Below are 17920 nucleotides of genomic sequence, written 5' to 3' on the forward strand. Positions count from 1 at the left end.
CACCCCGCTACGCACCCCGAAACCGGAAGAGCCCCTTTGGCTTTATGCTTCCAATTTCCACGCGGCAAAATGCCATCGTTTACGGCTCCGGCTGCGTTTCCATCGCGCGTATGATCCGCACAGGCGTCAGCTTCGACATAATCGGCGGCGCGCTGATTTTCTTCTTTCTCCCAACTGTTGCCGCCTTGGTAGGCATCGGATAGGGGATGAAGAAGACGTAGCTCTCGGCCGCCGTTATGACGGGCCGGGGGGCTAGCTCTGCAGGAAGGGGCTCTTCAATCGGCGCTATCGCTCAACGTTCAGCCCGGCACTCAACCGATCAATCCGAGCCCTTGTGCACTCGATGCCGCCATGTAGACTCCCACAATTGCCGCGATCCACAGCAACGTCACTTTCGCTTCATACTCCAGCCGACGGATGGCGCGCTCCAGACGAGGAAAGATAGCCGGCCCCGCTGCGCCTGCAATGGCAGCCATAAGAGTTGCCGGTAGGACCATGATGATGCAGTACCCCGCAATAAGCGCGACCTTGCCGCTAAACCCGAAAGACATAGACTGGATAATTCCCATTGCGCCCAGGTAAGGCAACATCGTCGCAGCCTCGACGACGGCAGCACCTAGCGCAAGCCCCACCATGCCGGTCGCACTCAGTGACGCGCCCCGTGCAAGGCGAGAAGCCCGACTCTTTGGTACTTCTGGGCCGGCGGTCTGCGCGGCTGCGGGCTTTTTGGGTTTGGTGAGAACGCACCGAAGATGAAAAGCCCCGCGCCCAGTACAAGAGTCACCCACCGGAACCAATCAGTCTCGCTTACGCCAGAAAGTCTCGATACTGCTGCATCGAACCCTAATAGAAGCGCAATACCAAGGCCGCAGTAGGCCGTGGCGATCGTAGCGAGATAGGTGCCCAATAGGCCTAAACGTACTCGTCGCCAGATAACAATCAGTGCAATAGGAATGACAAGGGTTCCTGCACTCAAACTATCTACGAGTGCAAGGCCAGCAAGGGGAAGGAAGTCTGACATGGAATTCTCCAGTAGTCGGGTGTTTGCGGGGAGTTTGACCTTAGATTCGCAAGAGGCCTCAATCCAGCGTCGTACGTTCGTATTAATCGCGGGCTTGGTACGATTGTATGAGGCGCAATGCGCGAGTGCAACTACACTTATGAATGGCTCATCGCATCTGAGCTACGCAAGATTGGAGCTCCATGTCCGTTGATCGCAACACACCCATCACCGGCACCGCCGCAATGATCGCTGATGCTGCTATTCGAGTGATGGTCAGCCAGGGCCTCGATGCCCTGAGCGTGCGCAATGTCGCCACTGAAGCTGGCGTCGCGCCTGGGACTGTCCAGTACCAGATGGGTAAACGGGACGACATCATCGCGAAAGCTTTTGTCAGGTCGTTGCAGCGCCAGGAGTCGCGGGCTCTTACTCAATCCGATGCGACGGATTTTCATGCGGCCTTCCACGGTCGCCTTGCTGAACTTTTGCCAATTGGACCTGTCCAGCGCGAGGATTCCGCTGTGTGGGTCATAGTGGGAGCTGCTGCCTCGACGCGCGAATGGCTGGCTGACTTATACGACGCCGAGGTGACGAAGTTTCGAGCGCGAGTGTCTGAAGGTCTCGAATCAGCGCAACGTTTCGGAAAATTGGCCCGAGGGCTGTCGCCTGAGCAAGGTGCTCGTCTTGTCACTGCACTGGTCAACGGGCTGACGATCGACTACCTCAATGCTCCTGTGGACTCGTCGAAGCAGTTGCTGGCAGACCTTGCTTCGGGACTCGCGCTGATTGTAGAACCCGGTTCTCCTAAAGGCCAGAACGGAATGTAGGGGGCTGAAAGCCGTTAAAGACAAGAATGCGCAGGACAGAAGGGGCAAGCTTAGGAGCCTGAATTCTTAGGACTCTGCAGTTAGACGCCGCACGGCTTCGCGAATGACCTCGGGACGCTTGCAGAAGGCAAAGCGAACCTTATGCTGCCACGGTTCCGGGTTGTCCGTGAAGGCGGCCAGTGGGATGGCGGCTACGCCCTTTGTTTCGGGCAGCTGCATGCAGAAATCGATGCCGTTTAAACCGGTAGAGGAGATATCGGCAACCACGTAGTAGGTGCCGCCGGTGTCGTGGACGTGGAAGCCAAGCTGCTTGAGGCCTTCCACTAGGATGCTGCGGCACTCTGCAAGCTCAGACACCATGCCGTCCAGCCATTCTTGTTCATAGCGCAGGGCATGCGCCACGGCCGGCTGGAAGGGCGTGGTGGAGACGAAGGTGGTGAATTGCTTGGCTTTGATGACGCCGTCGAGAAGCTTAGGCTCCGCAATGGCCCAGCCGGTCTTCCAGCCGGTGCAGCTGAAGGACTTGGCGGCAGAAGACACCGTGACGGTGCGCTCGGCCATCCCCGGCAGGGAGGCGATGCTGACGTGCTCGGCGGTGCCGAAGGTGAGGTTTTCGTAGACTTCATCGGCCAACACGCGGAGGTCCTTCTCCACGCAGAGCTCGGCAAGCTCGGTGAGTGCCTCGCGGGAGAAGACCGAGCCGGTCGGGTTGTGCGGGGTATTGATGATGACCATGGCGGTCTTATCGGTCACGGCCGCACGTACCGCAGCAACGTCGATATCCCAGCTGTTGCCGGATTCCTTCAAGGGGACGGGGATGCGGGTGGCGTCGGCAAGCGCGATGGCCGCGGCATAGGCGTCGTAATAAGGCTCAAGGACGATGACCTCCTGGCCTGGTTCTACTAGGCCGAGCACCGTGGCGGTGATGGCTTCGGTAGCACCGGCGGTGACCACGACGTGATCCTGCGGCACAGAGTAGGTCTCGGCGATGGCGTCGACCAGTTCTGGGACCCCGCGCAGGGGAGCGTACTGGTTATTGCCGCCGGCGATATTCTCCTGGGCAATCTCCAGCATGCGCTGCGGGCCGTCGCTGTCGGGGAAACCCTGGCCCAGGTTCACCGCATCATTCTTCACGGCAAGCGCGGTCATGGTGGCGAAGATGGTTTCGCCAAACTCTCGTAGTCTCTCAACAGTCATTTAGAGCACCAACAAATCGTATTTCGTAGCCTTCACATCGGTCAGACGCTTGCGGGCGCGCTCGAGGCGCTGCCACTGATCCTCCGGAATGGATTTGCGCGCAATCGTCACGGTCTCCGCATCCGGGGTTCCCCAAGCAATCGGCATGGGGGTGATCTGCTGCCAATGCTCTTTGTCACCGCTGCTGCGCTGGCCGGAGACCGCGGCCACCGGAACCTTGGTTCCTACGGTGCGCTTAATACCCGGGATACTGGTGACGGTGCGCAGGCACGCGCCCCACCGCGGCGGCGCCTTCGGGTCAACGTTGGTATTTACCAGCGCCATGAGGACCATGTCGCGCTCGTTGACCTCCGCGACGACGGCGGGGGCTAGCGGATAAGAGTCGTAGAGCTCCTGTGCCGAGCCAACCTTGCTTGAGGCCATAACACCGATAATTGCGCAAAAGATGCCAAAGAGCGCCATGCCGACTGCCAGCGTGATGCGCCAGACGGCATCCATACCGAAGTAAACCGCAACGGCACCGAGGATAAGAACCAGGCCCATGATAAGACCGGAATTGCGCAGGCGCGAGGAATCCCGCAGGAGCTCGTTGTTCTTCTTGGCAAAGTCTTCGTTGACGTCAAACTTGAAAATCTTCATCAGCTCACAAGTCTACTTCGTCCACCAGCCGGTAGGCGTAACCTTGCTCGGCCAAAAACCGCTGTCGGTGCATAGCATATTCCGCGTCGATCGATTCGCGCGCCACCAACGTGTAGAAGGTTGCTTCCTGACCATCCTTCTTAGGACGCAGCAGGCGGCCCAAACGCTGGGCCTCCTCCTGACGGGAGCCGAAGGTGCCGGAAACCTGGATGGCCAGGGCGGCTTCGGGGAGATCGATGGAGAAGTTCGCGACTTTGGAGACCACCAGGGTAGGAAGCTCGCCTTCGCGGAATTGCTGGAAGAGCTTTTCGCGTTTGGCGGTGGAGGTCTTGCCGTCGATGACGGGCGCGCCTAGGTGCTCACCGAGCTCCTCCAGCTGGTCCACGTAGGCGCCGATGATGAGTGCTTGCTGACCTTCGTGCTTCTTTAGCAGCTTGTCGACGGCCCGCAGCTTAGCGCTTGCCGACGCCGCAATCCTATACCTCTCCCGCGCCTGTGCCGTGGCATAGAGCAGGCGCTCCTCCTGCGTCATATCCACGCGCACCTCGATGCAGTCCGCGGTGGCGATGTAGCCGGCGGATTCCAGTTCCTTCCACGGCGCGTCATAGCGCTTGGGACCGATGAGCGAAAAGACATCGCCTTCGCGGCCGTCCTCGCGGATGAGTGTGGCGGTCAGTCCTAAGCGGCGGCGCGATTGCAGGTCGGAGGTCATTCGGAAAACTGGGGCCGGCAGGAGGTGCACTTCGTCGTAGATGATGAGGCCCCAGTCATGGGAATCGAAGAGCTCGAGCGCCCGGTATTCACCTTTGGTCTTGCGGGTAACCACTTGGTAAGTGGCGATGGTAATCGGCTTGATTTCCTTCTTCTCGCCAGAGTATTCACCAATTTCCTCCGGCGTGAGGCTGGTGCGGCGCAGTAGTTCATCGCGCCATTGGCGCCCGGCCACGGTGTTGGTCACCAGGATGAGCGTGGTGGCCTGGGCTTTGGCCATGGCGGCAGCACCCACGATGGTCTTGCCTGCGCCACAGGGCAGGACCACGATGCCGGAGCCACCGGACCAGAAGGAATCGGCGGCATACTGCTGATAATCGCGAAGCTGCCAGTCCACTTCCTCGGTGCTCAGCGCGATGGGATGGGATTCGCCGTCGACATAGCCGGCGCGGTCATCGGCGGGCCAGCTGGCTTTGAGCAGCTCTTGTTTGAGCCGCCCGCGCGCGGAGGGTGGGACGGCGATGGTGTTGTCATCGATGCGCGGGCCCAGAAGTTCGCTGACTTTCTTGGTGCGCGTGAGCTCTTCTAGGATGACGGGCTCGTCCGATTCGAGGATGAGACCGTGGGCTGGGTGGGCCAACAGGCGCACGCGGCCGTAGCGCGACATGGTCTCGGCGACGTCGATCAGCAGCGCCTGCGGCACCGGGAAGCGGGAGTAGTTCTCTAAGACGTCGACGACTTGCTCAGCATCGTGCCCGGCGGCGCGTGCATTCCATAGGGCCAGTGGGGTGATGCGATAGGTGTGGATGTGCTCGGGCGCGCGCTCTAGCTCGGCAAAAGGAGCGAGCGCCGCGCGGGCTGCGTCGGCCTGCGGGTGATCCACCTCGAGGAGGACGGTCTTGTCCGATTGGACGATGAGCGGTCCGGGCATGTCTGGGGCCTTTCTACTCTGTGGGGCAGGGAAGGGCTTAATCCCTGTCGGCGAAGCGGACGGAGGAAATGCGGTGAACCGGGAAACGCACGGGCTTTCCCGCGGCGCCTAGGGCATCAATGTAGCCGCCTTCGACCGAAAGTGGCTTCACGGTCACGGCGCGGAGATCTCCGCTTTTATCGGCATAGGAAATCACGATATCGGCGTGGAAGCGCGCGGCGGCGCGGGCCAGGGTGAGCGGATCTGGCTCCTCCTCCTGGTGTTGGCTCGGGTCCTGCGCTGACTTCTGCAAAGCCTGAAGCGCCTGCTCCACCGAGGCGGGCTCGCGCTTGCGCGGCTTCGTGCGGGGCGTGGGCAAAAGGTAGGGCTCGGGGGCGACGGTAAGGGAAGCGCCGGATTCATCCTCCGGGGTGGGGGATAGGCCCTTCGCTCGCAGCTTCTCCAGCAACTCGCCCACGCGCAGTTGCGATACCGCGACGGTGGGCGCGAGCAGGCGCAGATCGGGAACGGATGCGACGGCGAGCTCCAAGAGCGCGGGGTCCTCGCTGCGCAGGTATGAGAGCGCCGGCCCGCTGCGGAGGGTGCCATGGCGCTTGGCGACGTCCCCGATGACAAACCCCAACGCCTGCGGCACGCCCGTCGGGCAATGCTTTTCCAAAAAGTCGGTCATTTCTTGGGCGGTCAGACCCTGGTCCATGCCACGGCGAATGGTGGACTCGCTGATGCGGTACACGCTGGCCAAGCCTGGGGATTCGAGGTCCGCCAGGGAGGCGAGGGTACGGTGCGTGTCTGGTTCAAGGGGGCCGGGCACGAGGACAGTGAGGTCTTGTTGGATGATGAATTCGCTGACGGTATCGGGGACGAGGCTGGCGGCCGCGGCGGAATCAGCCAGCACGCGGGTGGCTTTGCCCAGTGCAATGGCACCGATCCATTCGGCTTCGGCGCGCAGATTCTCAATGGTCAGCGTGCGCGTGTGGCTGGCAAAGAGTGGGGAGCGAAAGCGCAGATCCTCCCAGAACTCTTCGGTGTTCAGCGCGACTGCGGAGTGAGCGTAGACACCCAGGACGAAGCTACGGAAGCGGGGCAGACGGCGCACTGCGCTGTCGTCTGCGAGCACCCGAGTATCGCTCCATGTGGCCCAGGGGGAGGTACGCCAGGCGTCGAGAAGAATGCGCCACTTCTCCCCGAGATCGGCCTCGAGCCATTCCTGGGAGCCGGTAGTGGGGGCGAGGAAGTGGCCCTCTAAGCCATCCGGCTCGCCGCGGTGGAGAAGCCGGGCGTGGTGTCCTAGAGCAATAAGCCGCCCGACTTCTTCTTTATCCAAGGCGAGGTCCTTCGCCAACTGGTTGAGCGGGCGAACGCCCACCGAAGAATCCTTGAGCAGCGCGATCGGGTGGCTACCGAGCAACTCGATGAGCCTCTCCATGCCACGCACGGCCTCGAGGCCCGCCGCGGCACCGGCGTCGTCTGCTTTTGAATCCGGTTCCGGGGTGCCGGCGCGGCCCGAAGGAGCGGTGGGGATGGGCGGGGTGGCGTCCCCAACCAGTGCACGGGCAAGTGCGCGCGGCAGGCGTACCGAGTGGGCATTGATGCGCTCCAGGAAACCTTTGGCCAGCAGGCGCTTGGCGGGGTCGTCAGAGTTGATATCCGGCTCGGTGTCAGTGGTGTATCCCACGCCATCGCCCTTGGCCAATGCGTCGAGGATATGGCGCTCTTCTGGAGTGAGCGCTTCGATGTCTTGTGCGTCAAACTCGACTTGATTGCGCAGCGACCAGCCGGTGGGAAGCGAGCCCATGACGGCGGTGACGATGCGCACCTGCGAGGCGTTGCCGAAGACGAGGCCGCGCTCCTTGAGCTGTTTCGTGATTGTGGGGTTGGGGTCTTCCACCATGTCGACTTCACCGCCGCGTTGTGCGATGTCCTCCAAGGCAGCGAGCTGCTCGGCGTTGCTTGCCGCCAAGGCATCCGCGACATGCATCGGAAGTGTCAGGCGCGAGGCCAGCGCGTCGAAGTCCTTCGGTGCGGGGGAGAGAACATCGCTGCGGTTGCTCAACAGGGCGCGTAAGTCTTCAGCGGGTAGTTGGCTGAGCCATTCGCGGTAGCTCTCGGTGACGTGGGCGCGGTTTGAGGGGGAGGTCATGATGGCCATCAAGTTTAGTAGGCGGGGGAGGGATGGGGCCCTCGTTGGGTGATTAAGTTACTTTTCGGCGCAGGGTTTGGAATAATAAGGAGCATGTCGAATGAGAACAAAGGCTTCGTATCCCCGGCTTGGCCGAAGAACAGCCCCCGCGAGCACGTCATTACTGAGATCACTGCACCGTTTGCTGGCGCATCCAGCCCGTATGGTGACGATCTGATTCTGCCGATGCCGGCAGAGAAGCTGAACTACGTACACCCGTACACCCGCATCAACCGCTAAGTTGGCGCGCAGAAATCTGCGCTTCACTTAGCGAATGTGCTGAGCCTGACTGGCCTGCTTTCAGCCCCTCCGAGAATGTTCTCCTCGGTGGGGCTATACGTGTTTGTAATGTACTTGCGCCTCAACTAGTCGGCACGGGAACTAGTCGGCACGGGCTTGGGCTTTAAAGCCGTCGAGCAGCGTATCGATGAGCTGGGCTTGTATACCTGATAGATAGTCGGTGCTCACTGGCGTTCTGGGCAGCGGGCGGGTGATGAGACCGATGCCGATGTGAAGTTCGAGTGGGGTGAGGGACTCGGGGCAGAGGCCTGCTTGCCGCGCGAGTTCGATCATCGGTTGGTAGATCGATTTCAGTTCTGCTGTGCGATGGGCAGCGATCTTCTGCGCGTCATCGTCTGAGAACGCAGCAGTGTTCATTTCGGCTGCCGCAGCTTGAACAACGGCGGCGAAGTTAAGGCCGGCGATGCGATGAATGATATCGCGCCAGGTGCCTTCGGGGTCCTCGTCGAAGCCTTGCAGGTGGCTGTCCACCTCTTCCTTGATGTTCGCTACCTCCGCGCTGGTGATGGCAACGATGAGGGAGAGCCGCTCGGGGAAGTGGCGTGAGACCGTGGCGACGCTCACGCCAGCTTTCTTGGCGATTGAGCGCATGGATACGCCCGGTCCCTCGGTGATGAGCAGCTGCCTGGCTGCTGCGACGATGGCTTGCTTGTTTTCTGCTGCATCTTGTCTCACGGCTTGCATCATATCAAACGGAACACTATGCTCCACTTTGTAAGTGAAACATCCTGTTCCGTTTGGAGGCTATGTAATGTCAGCGGTGAAAAGTCGGGAAAGAAAGCAGCCATCGGTTGCTGTGAAATCGATAGCTGCCATCGTGGGGATCCCCATCGTTATCGGTCTCATGCTGTGGGCATTCTTGGCGCCCACCTTTGCATCCGGGCCAGCCGGAGTGCCGATTGCGGTCTCTGTACCGGAGCCCATGCTCGATGGCATCTCGCAGAAGATTGAGAGCGCGGCTGGGGATGAGGCCCCGGAGATCGTCGTGAAGCACGGCGAGGCGGAGGTGCGAGACGCGGTGCTACAGCGTGAGGCTGTTGGCGGCCTCGCTATCTCTCCTCAGGGCGCGAATGCTTTCACGGCCGCGGGAAATGGTGCTCCCTACGTTGCGATGGTTGACGGTCTTGCGAGCCAGCTCGAGGCTCAGGGGATGACCGTGGAGAAGCGGGAGCTGGCACCGACGACGAAGGAGGACCCGCAGGCAAGCGGCATTGCATTGCTTGGCCTTCCGCTAGCTTTTGGTGGCATTATTTCCGCTGTCATTGCCACCTTTGCATTCCGTGGTAAGAAGTGGATCAAGATGGGAGTGCTCGTTGGTATCGCGCTGGTGGGTGCGCTTATTGCTACGTGGATGCTGCACTCGGTTTATGGAACCCTCGGTGGCAGCTTCGCTGCCGAGTGGATGGCCATCGCAGCGGGTATCCTTGCGACTTCTGCGGTAACCGCCGGCCTCGCGGGAGTGATGGGGGCCGCGGGCATCGGAATCGGTGCTGTGGCGACCATCTTCCTGGCGAACCCGCTGTCGGGTCTGGCGACGGGACCATGGCTGCTTCCTGCCGGGTGGTCGACGCTGGGGCAGTGGATGCCCATCGGCGCGACGGGCCACTTGGTCCGTTCACTGTCCTTCTTTGATGGCAATGGTGCCGTCCATGCGTGGTGGGCACTGGGGCTGTGGATCGTTGTCGGTCTAGTGTTGCTGGCCTTCGATAGGTCGCGCGCTAAGGAAGACGTTGCCGTTGAGGAAAAGGTTTAAGCAAAACCAAAAGAGACTGGATGGAGGACACCATCCAGTCTCTTTTTATGTAGTTAGAGTTTTGCCTCGATGTGCCGTGCTTGCACGGCGCTGCGCGCTGCTTAGCGTGCAGCCAGAACCTGTGCCAGCGGGTCGATGACGTGGCGGTTGGCGGAGTAGAAGGCGTTGAAGTCGTGGCGGTTTGCCTTGTACTGCTCGGTGAAGGATGCCGGGATCGTCAGGCCGTACTGGGTGGCGGTGTCCTGGATGAGGGAGTAGAGGGCGTCGGAAGCCAGCTCATCGGTGGGCTCCTCAGCGGCCTCCTGAACGGCCTGCGGGGCGTCAGCCGGAGCCTCCGGAGCGGTCTTCTCCTCGGCCGGGGCTGCGGCTGCGCTTGCATCACGCGGGGTCGGGGCGGAGTTCAGGCCCAGGCTTGCGGAGCAAGCCGGCCATGCGCCCCAACCCTGCTGTGCCAGGGTGCGCTCAGCAACAACGATCTGCTGCTCGCGGGTTGCCAGGTTAGCGGTCGGAGCGAACTCGCCGCCGCCGTAGGCCTGCCAGGTCTGAGCGTTGAACTGCAGGCCGCCGTGGTAACCGTTGCCGGTGTTGATGGCCCAGTTGCCGCCGGACTCGCACTGCGCGAGGCGGTCCCAATCGGAATCCGGTGCAGCGGCAGCGTTCGGTGCCATGATGGCTGCGGCGGCGCCCACGGCAACGGTGGAGGCGGCAAACTTGGTGGCGATGGACTTGTTCTTAGCGGAGTGGCGTCCCATTAAAGTATTCCTTCTCTAGGTTGTTCTTGCTTTCTCGCGCCCAGATGATGCCCAGTCCGGCATAGTGTCTTGCAGTTGATGTTCATAGTCATGCACATCATGTGCGGCCGCCTAGTGGAAGCCCGGACTGTGTCTGGGGCGAGACTTCCACGGCCGGTGGCCGAAGTGCCTGTGGGAAAGAGTAGCGGTTTATAACGAAACAGTCACGTTAAATGCTCCAAAACGGTAACAATCATGGCAATTTATCTATGTTTCCCCTGTTCGCGGCGGCAATGTTAGCTACATCACGCATGTTATGGGTGTGGTTGATGGGGTGAACCCTGGGGCAAGTTTCTCTGGCGGAGCGTGGGGAGGTTAAGATGTATCTCTTTATAAGTTCCACGGATAGTTCCTCCGCGCGGCCGCTTCAGTATTAATTACGCCGCGCCTCCTCGTCCCGGAATGCTTGCGGCCTATAGGCCTGGCGCATGGCAGCGCCTAAGCTTTCATAAGAGGAGAGACGGAAAGAAAGTGAGTGAAGAACCATGCCTATCGGCAAAGTGAAGTGGTATGACGCGGACAAGGGCTTCGGCTTTGTCAGCAACCCCGGCGATGAAGACGTCTACGTTGGCCGCAACGTGCTGCCCAAGGGTGTTGATGAGCTGTATCAAGGCCAGCGAATCGAGTTCGACTTCGCTGCTGGCCGTCGCGGCCCGCAGGCGCTGCGCGTGAAGGTCCTTGATTCCCCGCGCCGCCGTACCCCGGCCCGCAAGCCGGAGGAGCTGTCGAGCATGCTTTCCGACGTCATGACGTTGCTCGAAACCCAAGTACAGCCCGTGTTGAGCCAGGGCCGCTACCCAGAGCGCAAGACCGGCCGTCAGGTGGCTGAGATTCTGCGCGCTATTGCCAGGGACTTGGATAGCTAAGGGGCGGCCTACATTCGTAGGCCGATGACTGAAAAGTGCCCGAGTTGCCAAAAGCTAGGCTGATTTTTCAATGATCAGCCCTAAGTTTGGCAGCTAGGGCACTTTGTCGATCGGTGGGGGCAGGGGGCGCTACTTCTCAGCTGGTGCTTCGCCCGTGGCCTTGGACTCCTTGAGTTCTTTATCTGTCATGGTGGACAGGGACCACACCGTCTGCATCGGGGTCTCCTCGCCATTGGCATCGTGGCCAATCATGAGCGTAGAAATCTCCACCACCATCAGCTTGGGGCGCTCACCGGTGGAGGCCTCAATCGGCGGCACAGAGCCGGGGATGTCCAGCGAGGTGGTCTCGTTGGCGCCGTGAGAGGTGCTGTCATTGGCGGCCGGGTCATCATAGATGGACAGCACGGACCACTCGTGGTTGGAGATGGCCTCGGGGATCTCCAACTTCAGGGTGTCATCGGGGCCCACCGTGAGGTTGGGAACCTCGCCCTCCTTGCAGTCGGTGCCAGGCTCGCAGACGCTATAGGGTGCAACGTCAAGGGTGTCGGAGTCCACCGTGGCCGTGATGGTGACGTCCTGTGGCTCGGGGCCCGGGCGGTCATTCCTCCACTTTTGGAACAGCACCACCGCCACGACGATGACCGCCACGGCGATGATGAGTGCCAGAAACTGCAGCAGCGACTTCTTCCTTGCTTGCTTCACGGTAGCCATGGCTGAGAATCCTACTCGAAGCGCACCCGGTACAGCTCATCCCAGAGCTTGCCGGTGATCCAAAACTCGTCGGTGCCCGGGATTCGGGCAATGCCGTTGAGGACGGCGTTGGGATCCGTAGAAGGGGAATGGTTGAGGTTTGCGGTATCGATCACGGCGGTGACAGCGCCGGATTCCGGGTCAATGCGCAGGATATCCTCGCTCATCCAGACGTTGGCATAGACCGCACCATCGACGCACTCAAGCTCGTTGAGGTTATCCACGGGGGAGCCGTCGAGGGTGACTTCGGTGCGCGGGCCGAGCTCTGCGAAGGTCTTCGGATCCAGGTGACGCAGCTTGGCGGAGCCGTCGGACAGGATGAGTTCGGATCCCGCGTTGCACAGGCCCCAGCCCTCGCCGTCATAGCTAGCGCGGTCCAGTTCCTCGAAGGTGGCGGAATCCCGCAGGAAAGCTGTCCCGGATTTCCAGGTCAGCTGCCAGATGCCGGCGTCGGTCTGCGTGATTCCCTCGCCGAAGAATGAGCTTTCAAGCGAGGTTTCCTCTTGCGGGGCCTCTGCACCCGGGCTGAGGCGCAGCAGGCGGGACTTGCCGTTGAGCCCGGTGCCGATCAGCAGGTTGCCATCGGGGTCAACCTCCAGGCCCTGGGTAAAGGTATCGGGCGGCAGGGGTACGGTGTCCAGGACGGTAACGCCCAAGCGCTCTGGGGAGCGTGCGCTTGGCGACGTCCCACCGTCCCCCTTCGACGAGGAAGACGACGTCGAAGAGGCAGACGACACCGAAGAGGCAGGCGACACCGCGCGATCGCCTGCGGGTTGGGAGGAACACGACGTGAGCGGTGCGAGGAGAGCGCCGGCGGAGAGAGCTGCAGCGAGTGCGCGAGATGCGAGAGTGAGGTGCGGGAGGGCCATGACTGTCATTGTGCACTATGCCTTGGTGCGTGATTAATAATGGGAGGGTGACTCGCAAGAAAAAGATGCATTCCCCGCTTCTCGACTCGACCGCCGTCGACTTGGCGCGCCGGGCTGTGGAAGAGGTAGGTGAGGGGGACGTCGGCAAGCACCGCGGCGTTGCCGGAGTAGGCCGCAACGTGGCCACTCACCGTTTCGACGCCCACGTGCCGGGCTATCCGGGGTGGGAGTGGCATGCTGTCGTCGCCTGCGCGGAGGGCTCGCGCACACCGACCGTTAACGAGGTCGCGCTCGTTCCCGGCGGCCAGGCCCTCCAAGCACCCGAGTGGGTGCCCTATTCCGAGCGCCTGCGCCCAGGGGACCTTGGCCCGGGCGACCTCATGCCGCCCGCGCCCGATGACGAAAGGCTTGATGAAGGGAAGCTTTCCGAGGCAGGCCTCAAGGAAGCCAAAGAGCGCTGGCGCAAGAAGTATGGGCCTAATTCGGAGATGGCGGCGCAGGCGCAGCTGCAGTGCAAAACCTGTGCTTTCTATCTCGAGCTGATGCCTAATTATGGTGTCTGTGCCAATGAATACTCGGCGGATGGGAAAGTGGTGCACGCCACCTATGGCTGTGGTGCGCATTCCGGCACGACCATCCGTGAGGAGGGATCGGAGCAGGAGCGTCCCTTTGATGATGAGAAGCCGATCTTTTAAGAGGCTCGCCTTGCTCCCCGCACGCAGCAACGACGCAGCGTGCGGGGTTTGCGTTTTAGTACCTGGATGGAGCACCCTTAGCAGGTAAAACTTCATTTCTCTAGATAGAAGGGGCGCTCTCTCACGATGAACGCAGCTATCGATCGCTATTTCAAGATTTCCGAACGCGGATCCACCGTGGGAACCGAGGTCCGCGCCGGCGTGGTCTCGTTCTTCGCGATGGCCTACATCATCCTCCTCAACCCTCTCATCCTGGGCACGTCCGCTGACGCTGCCGGTACCACCCTGGGCATCCCGCAGGTCGCCGCCGCCACAGCACTGGTGGCCGGCGTCATGACCATCGCCTTCGGCATGATCGCCCGTTACCCATTCGCCATGGCTGCGGGCCTGGGTATGAACACCTTCGTCGCCGTGACGATGGTTTCCCTCAACGGCCTGGAATGGCGCGAGGCGATGGGCCTCGTCGTCATCGAAGGCATCATCATCGTCCTGCTGGCCATCTCTGGCTTCCGCCAGGCCGTTTTCGATGCCATCCCGGCCTCCATGAAGGCGGCGATGGGCGTGGGTATTGGTATGTTCATCGCGCTCATCGGTTTCGTGGATGGTCACTTTGTCACCCGCGTCCCGGATGCCGCGATGACCACAGTTCCGGTGAGCCTGGGCGTTAACGGTTCGATCGCTACGTGGCCGGCCTTCGTCTTCGTCGTGGGCCTGATTCTCTCCGCCTTCTTCGTCATCCGTCAGGTCCGCGGCGGACTGTTCATCGGCATCGTCATTACCACCATCATCGCCATGATCATTCAGGCGCTGACCGGTTCCGAGGACTGGGGCATGGCCACTCCGGAGGTGCCCAGTTCCTTGGGTGGTCTGCCGGATCTCTCGATTGTGGGCCAGGTCGATCCGATCAGCGCCTTTACCAAACTCGGCGTGGTCTCCACGGTCTTGCTGATCTTCACCCTGCTGCTCACCAACTTCTTCGACGCCATGGGCACCATGAACGGCCTGGGCAAGCAAGCCAACCTCGTGGACGAGAAAGGCAACCTTCCGGAGATGAAGACCGCCCTGGTGGTTGAGGGCTTTGGCGCCGTTGCCGGTGGCGCCGGTTCGGTCTCCTCCAACACGGTGTTTGCGGATTCGGCGGCCGGCATCGGTGACGGTGCCCGCACCGGCCTGGCCAACGTAGTGACCGGTGTGATCTTCCTGCTGGCCATGTTCCTCACCCCGCTCTACGAGATCGTGCCCATTGAGGCAGCGGCCCCCGTCCTCGTCGTCGTGGGCGTGATGATGGCGGCACAGCTCAAGGACATCGAGTGGAACCGCATGGAGGAGGCCATCCCGGCCTTCCTGACCATCGTGGTCATGCCCTTTACCTACTCCATTGCTAACGGTATTGGTGTGGGCTTCATCGCTTATGCCCTGATGGCTACCTTTGCCGGCAAAGCCAAGAAGGTGCACTGGATCATGTGGCTCGTGGCCGCCCTCTTCGTGGTCTACTTCGCCATGGAGCCCATCAGCTCGCTGCTGGCTTAGCCCGCCTGGGGTGAGCACGCGGCCCTGTGCCTAAACTAGGGGCCATGCGTTTTGTCATCGATGACCCCACAGACCCTCGCCTGGACGATATCCGCGATCTCAAGCACGCGGACAAGTCCGGCGAGGGTTTCGTCTTTGGTGAGGGCCCACTGTGCGTGGAGCGCCTGCTCGCCTCACGATTCCCGGTGCGCTGCATCATCGGCTTTGAAGGAAAGCTCGACACTTTCCTAGCGAACCACGATGTTGGCGATATTCCCGTCTATCAGGTCACTCGAGCAACGTTGGGGGAGGTCACAGGTTTCGACATGCACCGCGGGCTGGTTGCCGCAGCCGACCGCGCAGAGGCCTGGACCGTGGATGAAGTCATTGAGGGCGCTCGCACCCTGGCCATCATGGAAGGTGTGGGTGATCATGAGAACATCGGCTCGCTCTTCCGCAACGCCGCGGGCATGGATGTTGATGGCATCCTCTTAGGCTCGGGAGCTGCGGATCCGCTCTACCGGCGCTCGGTGCGTGTTTCCATGGGGCACGTGCTGCGTTTGCCCTGGGCTCGGTTCGATGGCGGCTTTACCACCTGGCAGCGCGGGCTGGAGAAGCTGCGCGACCAAGGCTTCAGGCTGGTGTCGCTGACCCCGCATCCGGAGGCCGTGCATATCGCCGACGCCCTGGAGGGGGCGGAGAAGGTGGCGCTGCTGGTTGGCGCGGAGGGCCCAGGCCTGACCGAGCATGCCATGCGCGCCACCGATGTGAGGGCGCGTATCCCCATGGCGGAGGGCACGGATTCCCTCAACGTGGCGACGTCGGCGGCAATTGCCTTCTACGAGCGCCAGCGTTCCCAGAGGCTCCGTGACGTCGACACTGCATAGCGGCGCACGAGCCCGCCGAGGTGCTTGGCGGTGCGGACGATCTCTTCGCCGGTGGATTCCGGCTCGAGGTCGTGCTCTTCGTAGTCGTCATAATCATTGAGCCCCAGCTTCGCCACTGAGGTTGTGGCCACCTCAGCCACGGTGCGGCGCGGTGGGGGAGTATCGACCTTGGGCTCGGGGCGGCCGTCGGTGGCATAGCCCACGACGTCCACGTCTGGGCCGTCCTCGCCCACTTCGATGCCCAGCCAGAATTCCTGGGCCGCCTGGGTGATAGTGAGCGGCTCAAAGGGCAGGGCAATCCCACCTGCGGGCTCGTCCATCTCCCCGGCCCAGTAGGGGGCCTCAAAGGTTTCGGGCAGCCCATGATCCTCGTAGAGGTTAAAGCGCGTTCCACACAGGGAGCGGCGCAGGCGGCTGCGCGTCCAGTGCGCAAAGCCGGCATAGCCAGTCTCGGGGTTAGAGGTGAAGGCGTAAATCTCCTCTGCCGGCACGGCCTCGCGCAGGGTGCGGGAGAGCTGCGAGAGGATCAGCTGGTCATCATGAATGATGGTCTGCACGACGGCCACACCGGGGTAGCCGCCGATGTAGAACTCGCTCGCGCCGGGTTCGGCGGAACGGTTAAGGGGGAACTGCCCGATAGGCGTTACCGGTAGGGAGGGGTTGAGTTGAGCGAGAAACTTGCGGCCGAAACCGCGGTCAGCCTTGGGCTCGCCGCGGAGAACCTCGGAGGGATCGGCGGCGGTGACGTACCAGAGAGTGAGAACAGCGCTTTGGGTATCCACGGCAGGCTACTCGTTAATCGCGGGGGCGCTTGGTAGAGGAACGAACGCCGAGCAGCACATCTTCCCAGTGCGGGGTGACGGCCTTACGGCGGCGCTTGGCAGGCTTGGGTTCCGGATCTGGGTTCTGGAGGAAGTCCTCGTCTACGCCCGTTTCCTTCTCCTCCGGCTGTGCCGCCGCGCCCTCGTCGCGGGCATCTGCGTTTTCATCGGCGCCGGTTTCGGCGGGGTGCTCCCCACCGCGCGGGGAGGGAAGCACGGAAGGCTCGGCAGTGACGTCGGCCTCCGCCTCAGTGTTCTCATTTGCGTTGCCGGTGTAGGAAGACAGTTCCGTTACGCCGGGGGCTCCAGCGCGCGCGTCCTCGTTGACCTCTCGGCCCTCGGCGTAGTCACGCCCATCGATGGCTTCGTCATAGCGCTCGCCACGGCCCACGGAGGTCAGCGAACGCACCGGCTGCACGAAGTCCGGGTCCGTCAGGTCTGCGGCCACGGAATTGCGTGCCTCCACCGTGGCCGGGGAGGACATCGTCTGCTTGAAGGTCCACTCCGCTTCGTTGGCGGAAAGCCCCGTCTTCCACGTGATGCGCAGGATCCACGGTTCACCTTGATGGCGGTAGGCGTCCCATGTTGCCTCCGACAGCGAGTGCCCACGTGCGGCGAATGCGGTGGCCAGGATCTCCCACAGGGTGAGCTTGGCCGGGCCATCCTCGCGGATGGGGTGCGCCTGCTTGGCGACGTCCGCAATGCGCGCCCGCTCCAAAAGCACCGGGTGCGCAAAAGGCTCGATGCGGGATTCCGGAACGTCGAGCTCCTCGGCGATCTCAGCGGCGCTGGCACCGGCGCGGATGCGGGCTTGAATCTCATTGGGGCGCAGGCGGATTTCTTGCGCCTGCTGCGTGTGCTGAGTCTGCGGAGAGGAAGGGGAGCCACCAGAAGATGGCATCACGGTGTGCAAACCAGCAGAGCGCGAAGCCTGTGCAGAAGTGGGGGAGGAATCGTCGGTGGCGTTCCCGGCCTCGTGCGTGGTGTGGTCGGATGCCTCTTTCGCGGAGTCGGAGTCGGCGGAGTCGGCGGGAGCGAAAAGCTCGCGAAGCTCGTCGGTGACCTCGAGGAAGAACTCCTCACCATCCTCGGCCCGGAGGACGAGCGAGGTGTCAGTTGAGTCGCTGGGTGCGAGGAAAATCTCGCGCATGATGGCGCTCCTTAGCCTGGTAGCGGACATGTGATGAAATCCACT

At 61.9% G+C, this 17920-nt stretch carries 19 protein-coding genes and 1 pseudogene; 8 read left to right on the forward strand and 12 right to left on the reverse strand.

Annotation, left to right across the window (positions count from 1 at the left end; genetic code table 11):
- Positions 1-203 (forward strand): annotated as a pseudogene (locus HMPREF2967_RS10190) (anion permease); the annotation flags it as partial.
- Positions 204-311: 108 nt separating this feature from the next.
- Here the strand turns inward: HMPREF2967_RS10190 and HMPREF2967_RS13470 are convergent.
- Both HMPREF2967_RS13470 and HMPREF2967_RS13565 read right to left on the reverse strand, forming a co-directional pair.
- Positions 312-635 (reverse strand): GAP family protein, encoded by a 324-nt coding sequence (locus HMPREF2967_RS13470; RefSeq protein WP_232770820.1) that lies wholly within the window; start codon positions 633-635, stop codon positions 312-314.
- 11 nt (positions 636-646) lie between these two features.
- Positions 647-1021, reverse strand: coding sequence for a GAP family protein (locus HMPREF2967_RS13565; protein WP_369816038.1), 375 nt, complete (start codon positions 1019-1021; stop codon positions 647-649).
- Positions 1022-1203: 182 nt separating this feature from the next.
- On the opposite strand from HMPREF2967_RS13565, the gene HMPREF2967_RS10200 reads away from it, so the two are divergent.
- Entirely contained in the window at positions 1204-1827 is a 624-nt protein-coding gene (locus tag HMPREF2967_RS10200; protein WP_070686335.1) for a TetR/AcrR family transcriptional regulator, read from the forward strand.
- Positions 1828-1893: 66 nt separating this feature from the next.
- On the opposite strand, the gene HMPREF2967_RS10205 is transcribed toward HMPREF2967_RS10200, so the two are convergent.
- Genes HMPREF2967_RS10205 through HMPREF2967_RS10220 form a run of 4 tightly spaced genes read right to left on the reverse strand, consistent with a single transcriptional unit; the run spans position 1894 to position 7445 of the window.
- Positions 1894-3024, reverse strand: coding sequence for a pyridoxal phosphate-dependent aminotransferase (locus HMPREF2967_RS10205; protein WP_070686336.1), 1131 nt, complete (start codon positions 3022-3024; stop codon positions 1894-1896).
- Entirely contained in the window at positions 3025-3663 is a 639-nt protein-coding gene (locus HMPREF2967_RS10210) for a DUF3239 domain-containing protein (RefSeq protein WP_070686338.1), read from the reverse strand. It abuts the gene before it with no gap.
- A gap of 4 nt (positions 3664-3667) precedes the next feature.
- A complete protein-coding gene (locus HMPREF2967_RS10215) occupies positions 3668-5305 on the reverse strand; it encodes a DNA repair helicase XPB (protein WP_070686340.1) in 1638 nt (545 codons plus the stop codon).
- A 37-nt stretch (positions 5306-5342) separates the two neighbouring features.
- Positions 5343-7445 carry a helicase-associated domain-containing protein gene (locus tag HMPREF2967_RS10220; RefSeq protein WP_070686430.1) on the reverse strand — a complete coding sequence of 701 codons (2103 nt, stop codon included), beginning with the start codon at positions 7443-7445 and terminating at the stop codon, positions 5343-5345.
- Positions 7446-7538: 93 nt separating this feature from the next.
- Between HMPREF2967_RS10220 and HMPREF2967_RS10225 the strand changes: the two genes are divergently transcribed.
- Entirely contained in the window at positions 7539-7724 is a 186-nt protein-coding gene (locus tag HMPREF2967_RS10225) for a hypothetical protein (protein ID WP_070523044.1), read from the forward strand.
- Positions 7725-7865: 141 nt separating this feature from the next.
- Here HMPREF2967_RS10225 and HMPREF2967_RS10230 read toward each other — a convergent pair whose 3' ends face one another.
- On the reverse strand, positions 7866-8468 hold the full coding sequence (locus HMPREF2967_RS10230) for a TetR/AcrR family transcriptional regulator (RefSeq protein WP_232770821.1): 603 nt from the start codon (positions 8466-8468) through the stop codon (positions 7866-7868).
- Between the two features lie 112 nt (positions 8469-8580).
- Between HMPREF2967_RS10230 and HMPREF2967_RS10235 the strand changes: the two genes are divergently transcribed.
- Complete coding sequence (locus HMPREF2967_RS10235; RefSeq protein ID WP_232748464.1) at positions 8581-9537, forward strand: ABC transporter permease; 957 nt, start codon at positions 8581-8583, stop codon at positions 9535-9537.
- 101 nt (positions 9538-9638) lie between these two features.
- On the opposite strand, the gene HMPREF2967_RS10240 is transcribed toward HMPREF2967_RS10235, so the two are convergent.
- Positions 9639-10289 (reverse strand): resuscitation-promoting factor Rpf1 domain-containing protein, encoded by a 651-nt coding sequence (locus tag HMPREF2967_RS10240; protein WP_070523053.1) that lies wholly within the window; start codon positions 10287-10289, stop codon positions 9639-9641.
- A gap of 524 nt (positions 10290-10813) precedes the next feature.
- On the opposite strand from HMPREF2967_RS10240, the gene HMPREF2967_RS10245 reads away from it, so the two are divergent.
- Complete coding sequence (locus HMPREF2967_RS10245; RefSeq protein ID WP_070686343.1) at positions 10814-11194, forward strand: cold-shock protein; 381 nt, start codon at positions 10814-10816, stop codon at positions 11192-11194.
- Positions 11195-11323: 129 nt separating this feature from the next.
- Here the strand turns inward: HMPREF2967_RS10245 and HMPREF2967_RS10250 are convergent, their stop codons facing one another.
- Positions 11324-11905, reverse strand: a complete 582-nt coding sequence (locus HMPREF2967_RS10250) for a DUF2771 domain-containing protein (protein ID WP_070686345.1) — start codon at positions 11903-11905, stop codon at positions 11324-11326.
- Positions 11906-11916: 11 nt separating this feature from the next.
- Complete coding sequence (locus HMPREF2967_RS10255) at positions 11917-12822, reverse strand: glutaminyl-peptide cyclotransferase (protein WP_101736171.1); 906 nt, start codon at positions 12820-12822, stop codon at positions 11917-11919.
- 56 nt (positions 12823-12878) lie between these two features.
- On the opposite strand from HMPREF2967_RS10255, the gene HMPREF2967_RS10260 reads away from it, so the two are divergent.
- The 3 genes from HMPREF2967_RS10260 to HMPREF2967_RS10270 all read left to right on the forward strand — a co-directional run bounded on the left by HMPREF2967_RS10260 (position 12879) and on the right by HMPREF2967_RS10270 (position 15904).
- Positions 12879-13508, forward strand: a complete 630-nt coding sequence (locus HMPREF2967_RS10260) for a DUF3027 domain-containing protein (protein WP_319803319.1) — start codon at positions 12879-12881, stop codon at positions 13506-13508.
- Between the two features lie 126 nt (positions 13509-13634).
- Positions 13635-15038, forward strand: coding sequence for an NCS2 family permease (locus tag HMPREF2967_RS10265; protein WP_070523067.1), 1404 nt, complete (start codon positions 13635-13637; stop codon positions 15036-15038).
- Positions 15039-15082: 44 nt separating this feature from the next.
- Positions 15083-15904, forward strand: coding sequence for a TrmH family RNA methyltransferase (locus HMPREF2967_RS10270; RefSeq protein WP_070523069.1), 822 nt, complete (start codon positions 15083-15085; stop codon positions 15902-15904).
- On the opposite strand, the gene HMPREF2967_RS10275 is transcribed toward HMPREF2967_RS10270, so the two are convergent.
- Positions 15856-16686: a DUF6928 family protein gene (locus tag HMPREF2967_RS10275; protein WP_070686347.1), complete on the reverse strand. Its 831-nt coding sequence runs from the start codon at positions 16684-16686 to the stop codon at positions 15856-15858. The genes HMPREF2967_RS10270 and HMPREF2967_RS10275 overlap by 49 nt on opposite strands.
- Before the next feature lie 13 nt (positions 16687-16699).
- The gene (gene sepH / locus HMPREF2967_RS10280; RefSeq protein ID WP_070683890.1) at positions 16700-17875 is read right to left on the reverse strand and encodes a septation protein SepH; all 1176 of its coding nucleotides are present in this window, start codon (positions 17873-17875) and stop codon (positions 16700-16702) included.
- Positions 17876-17920 lie beyond the last annotated feature (45 nt).

The organism is Corynebacterium sp. HMSC059E07 (assembly GCF_001814395.1).
GTDB lineage: Bacteria > Actinomycetota > Actinomycetes > Mycobacteriales > Mycobacteriaceae > Corynebacterium > Corynebacterium hesseae.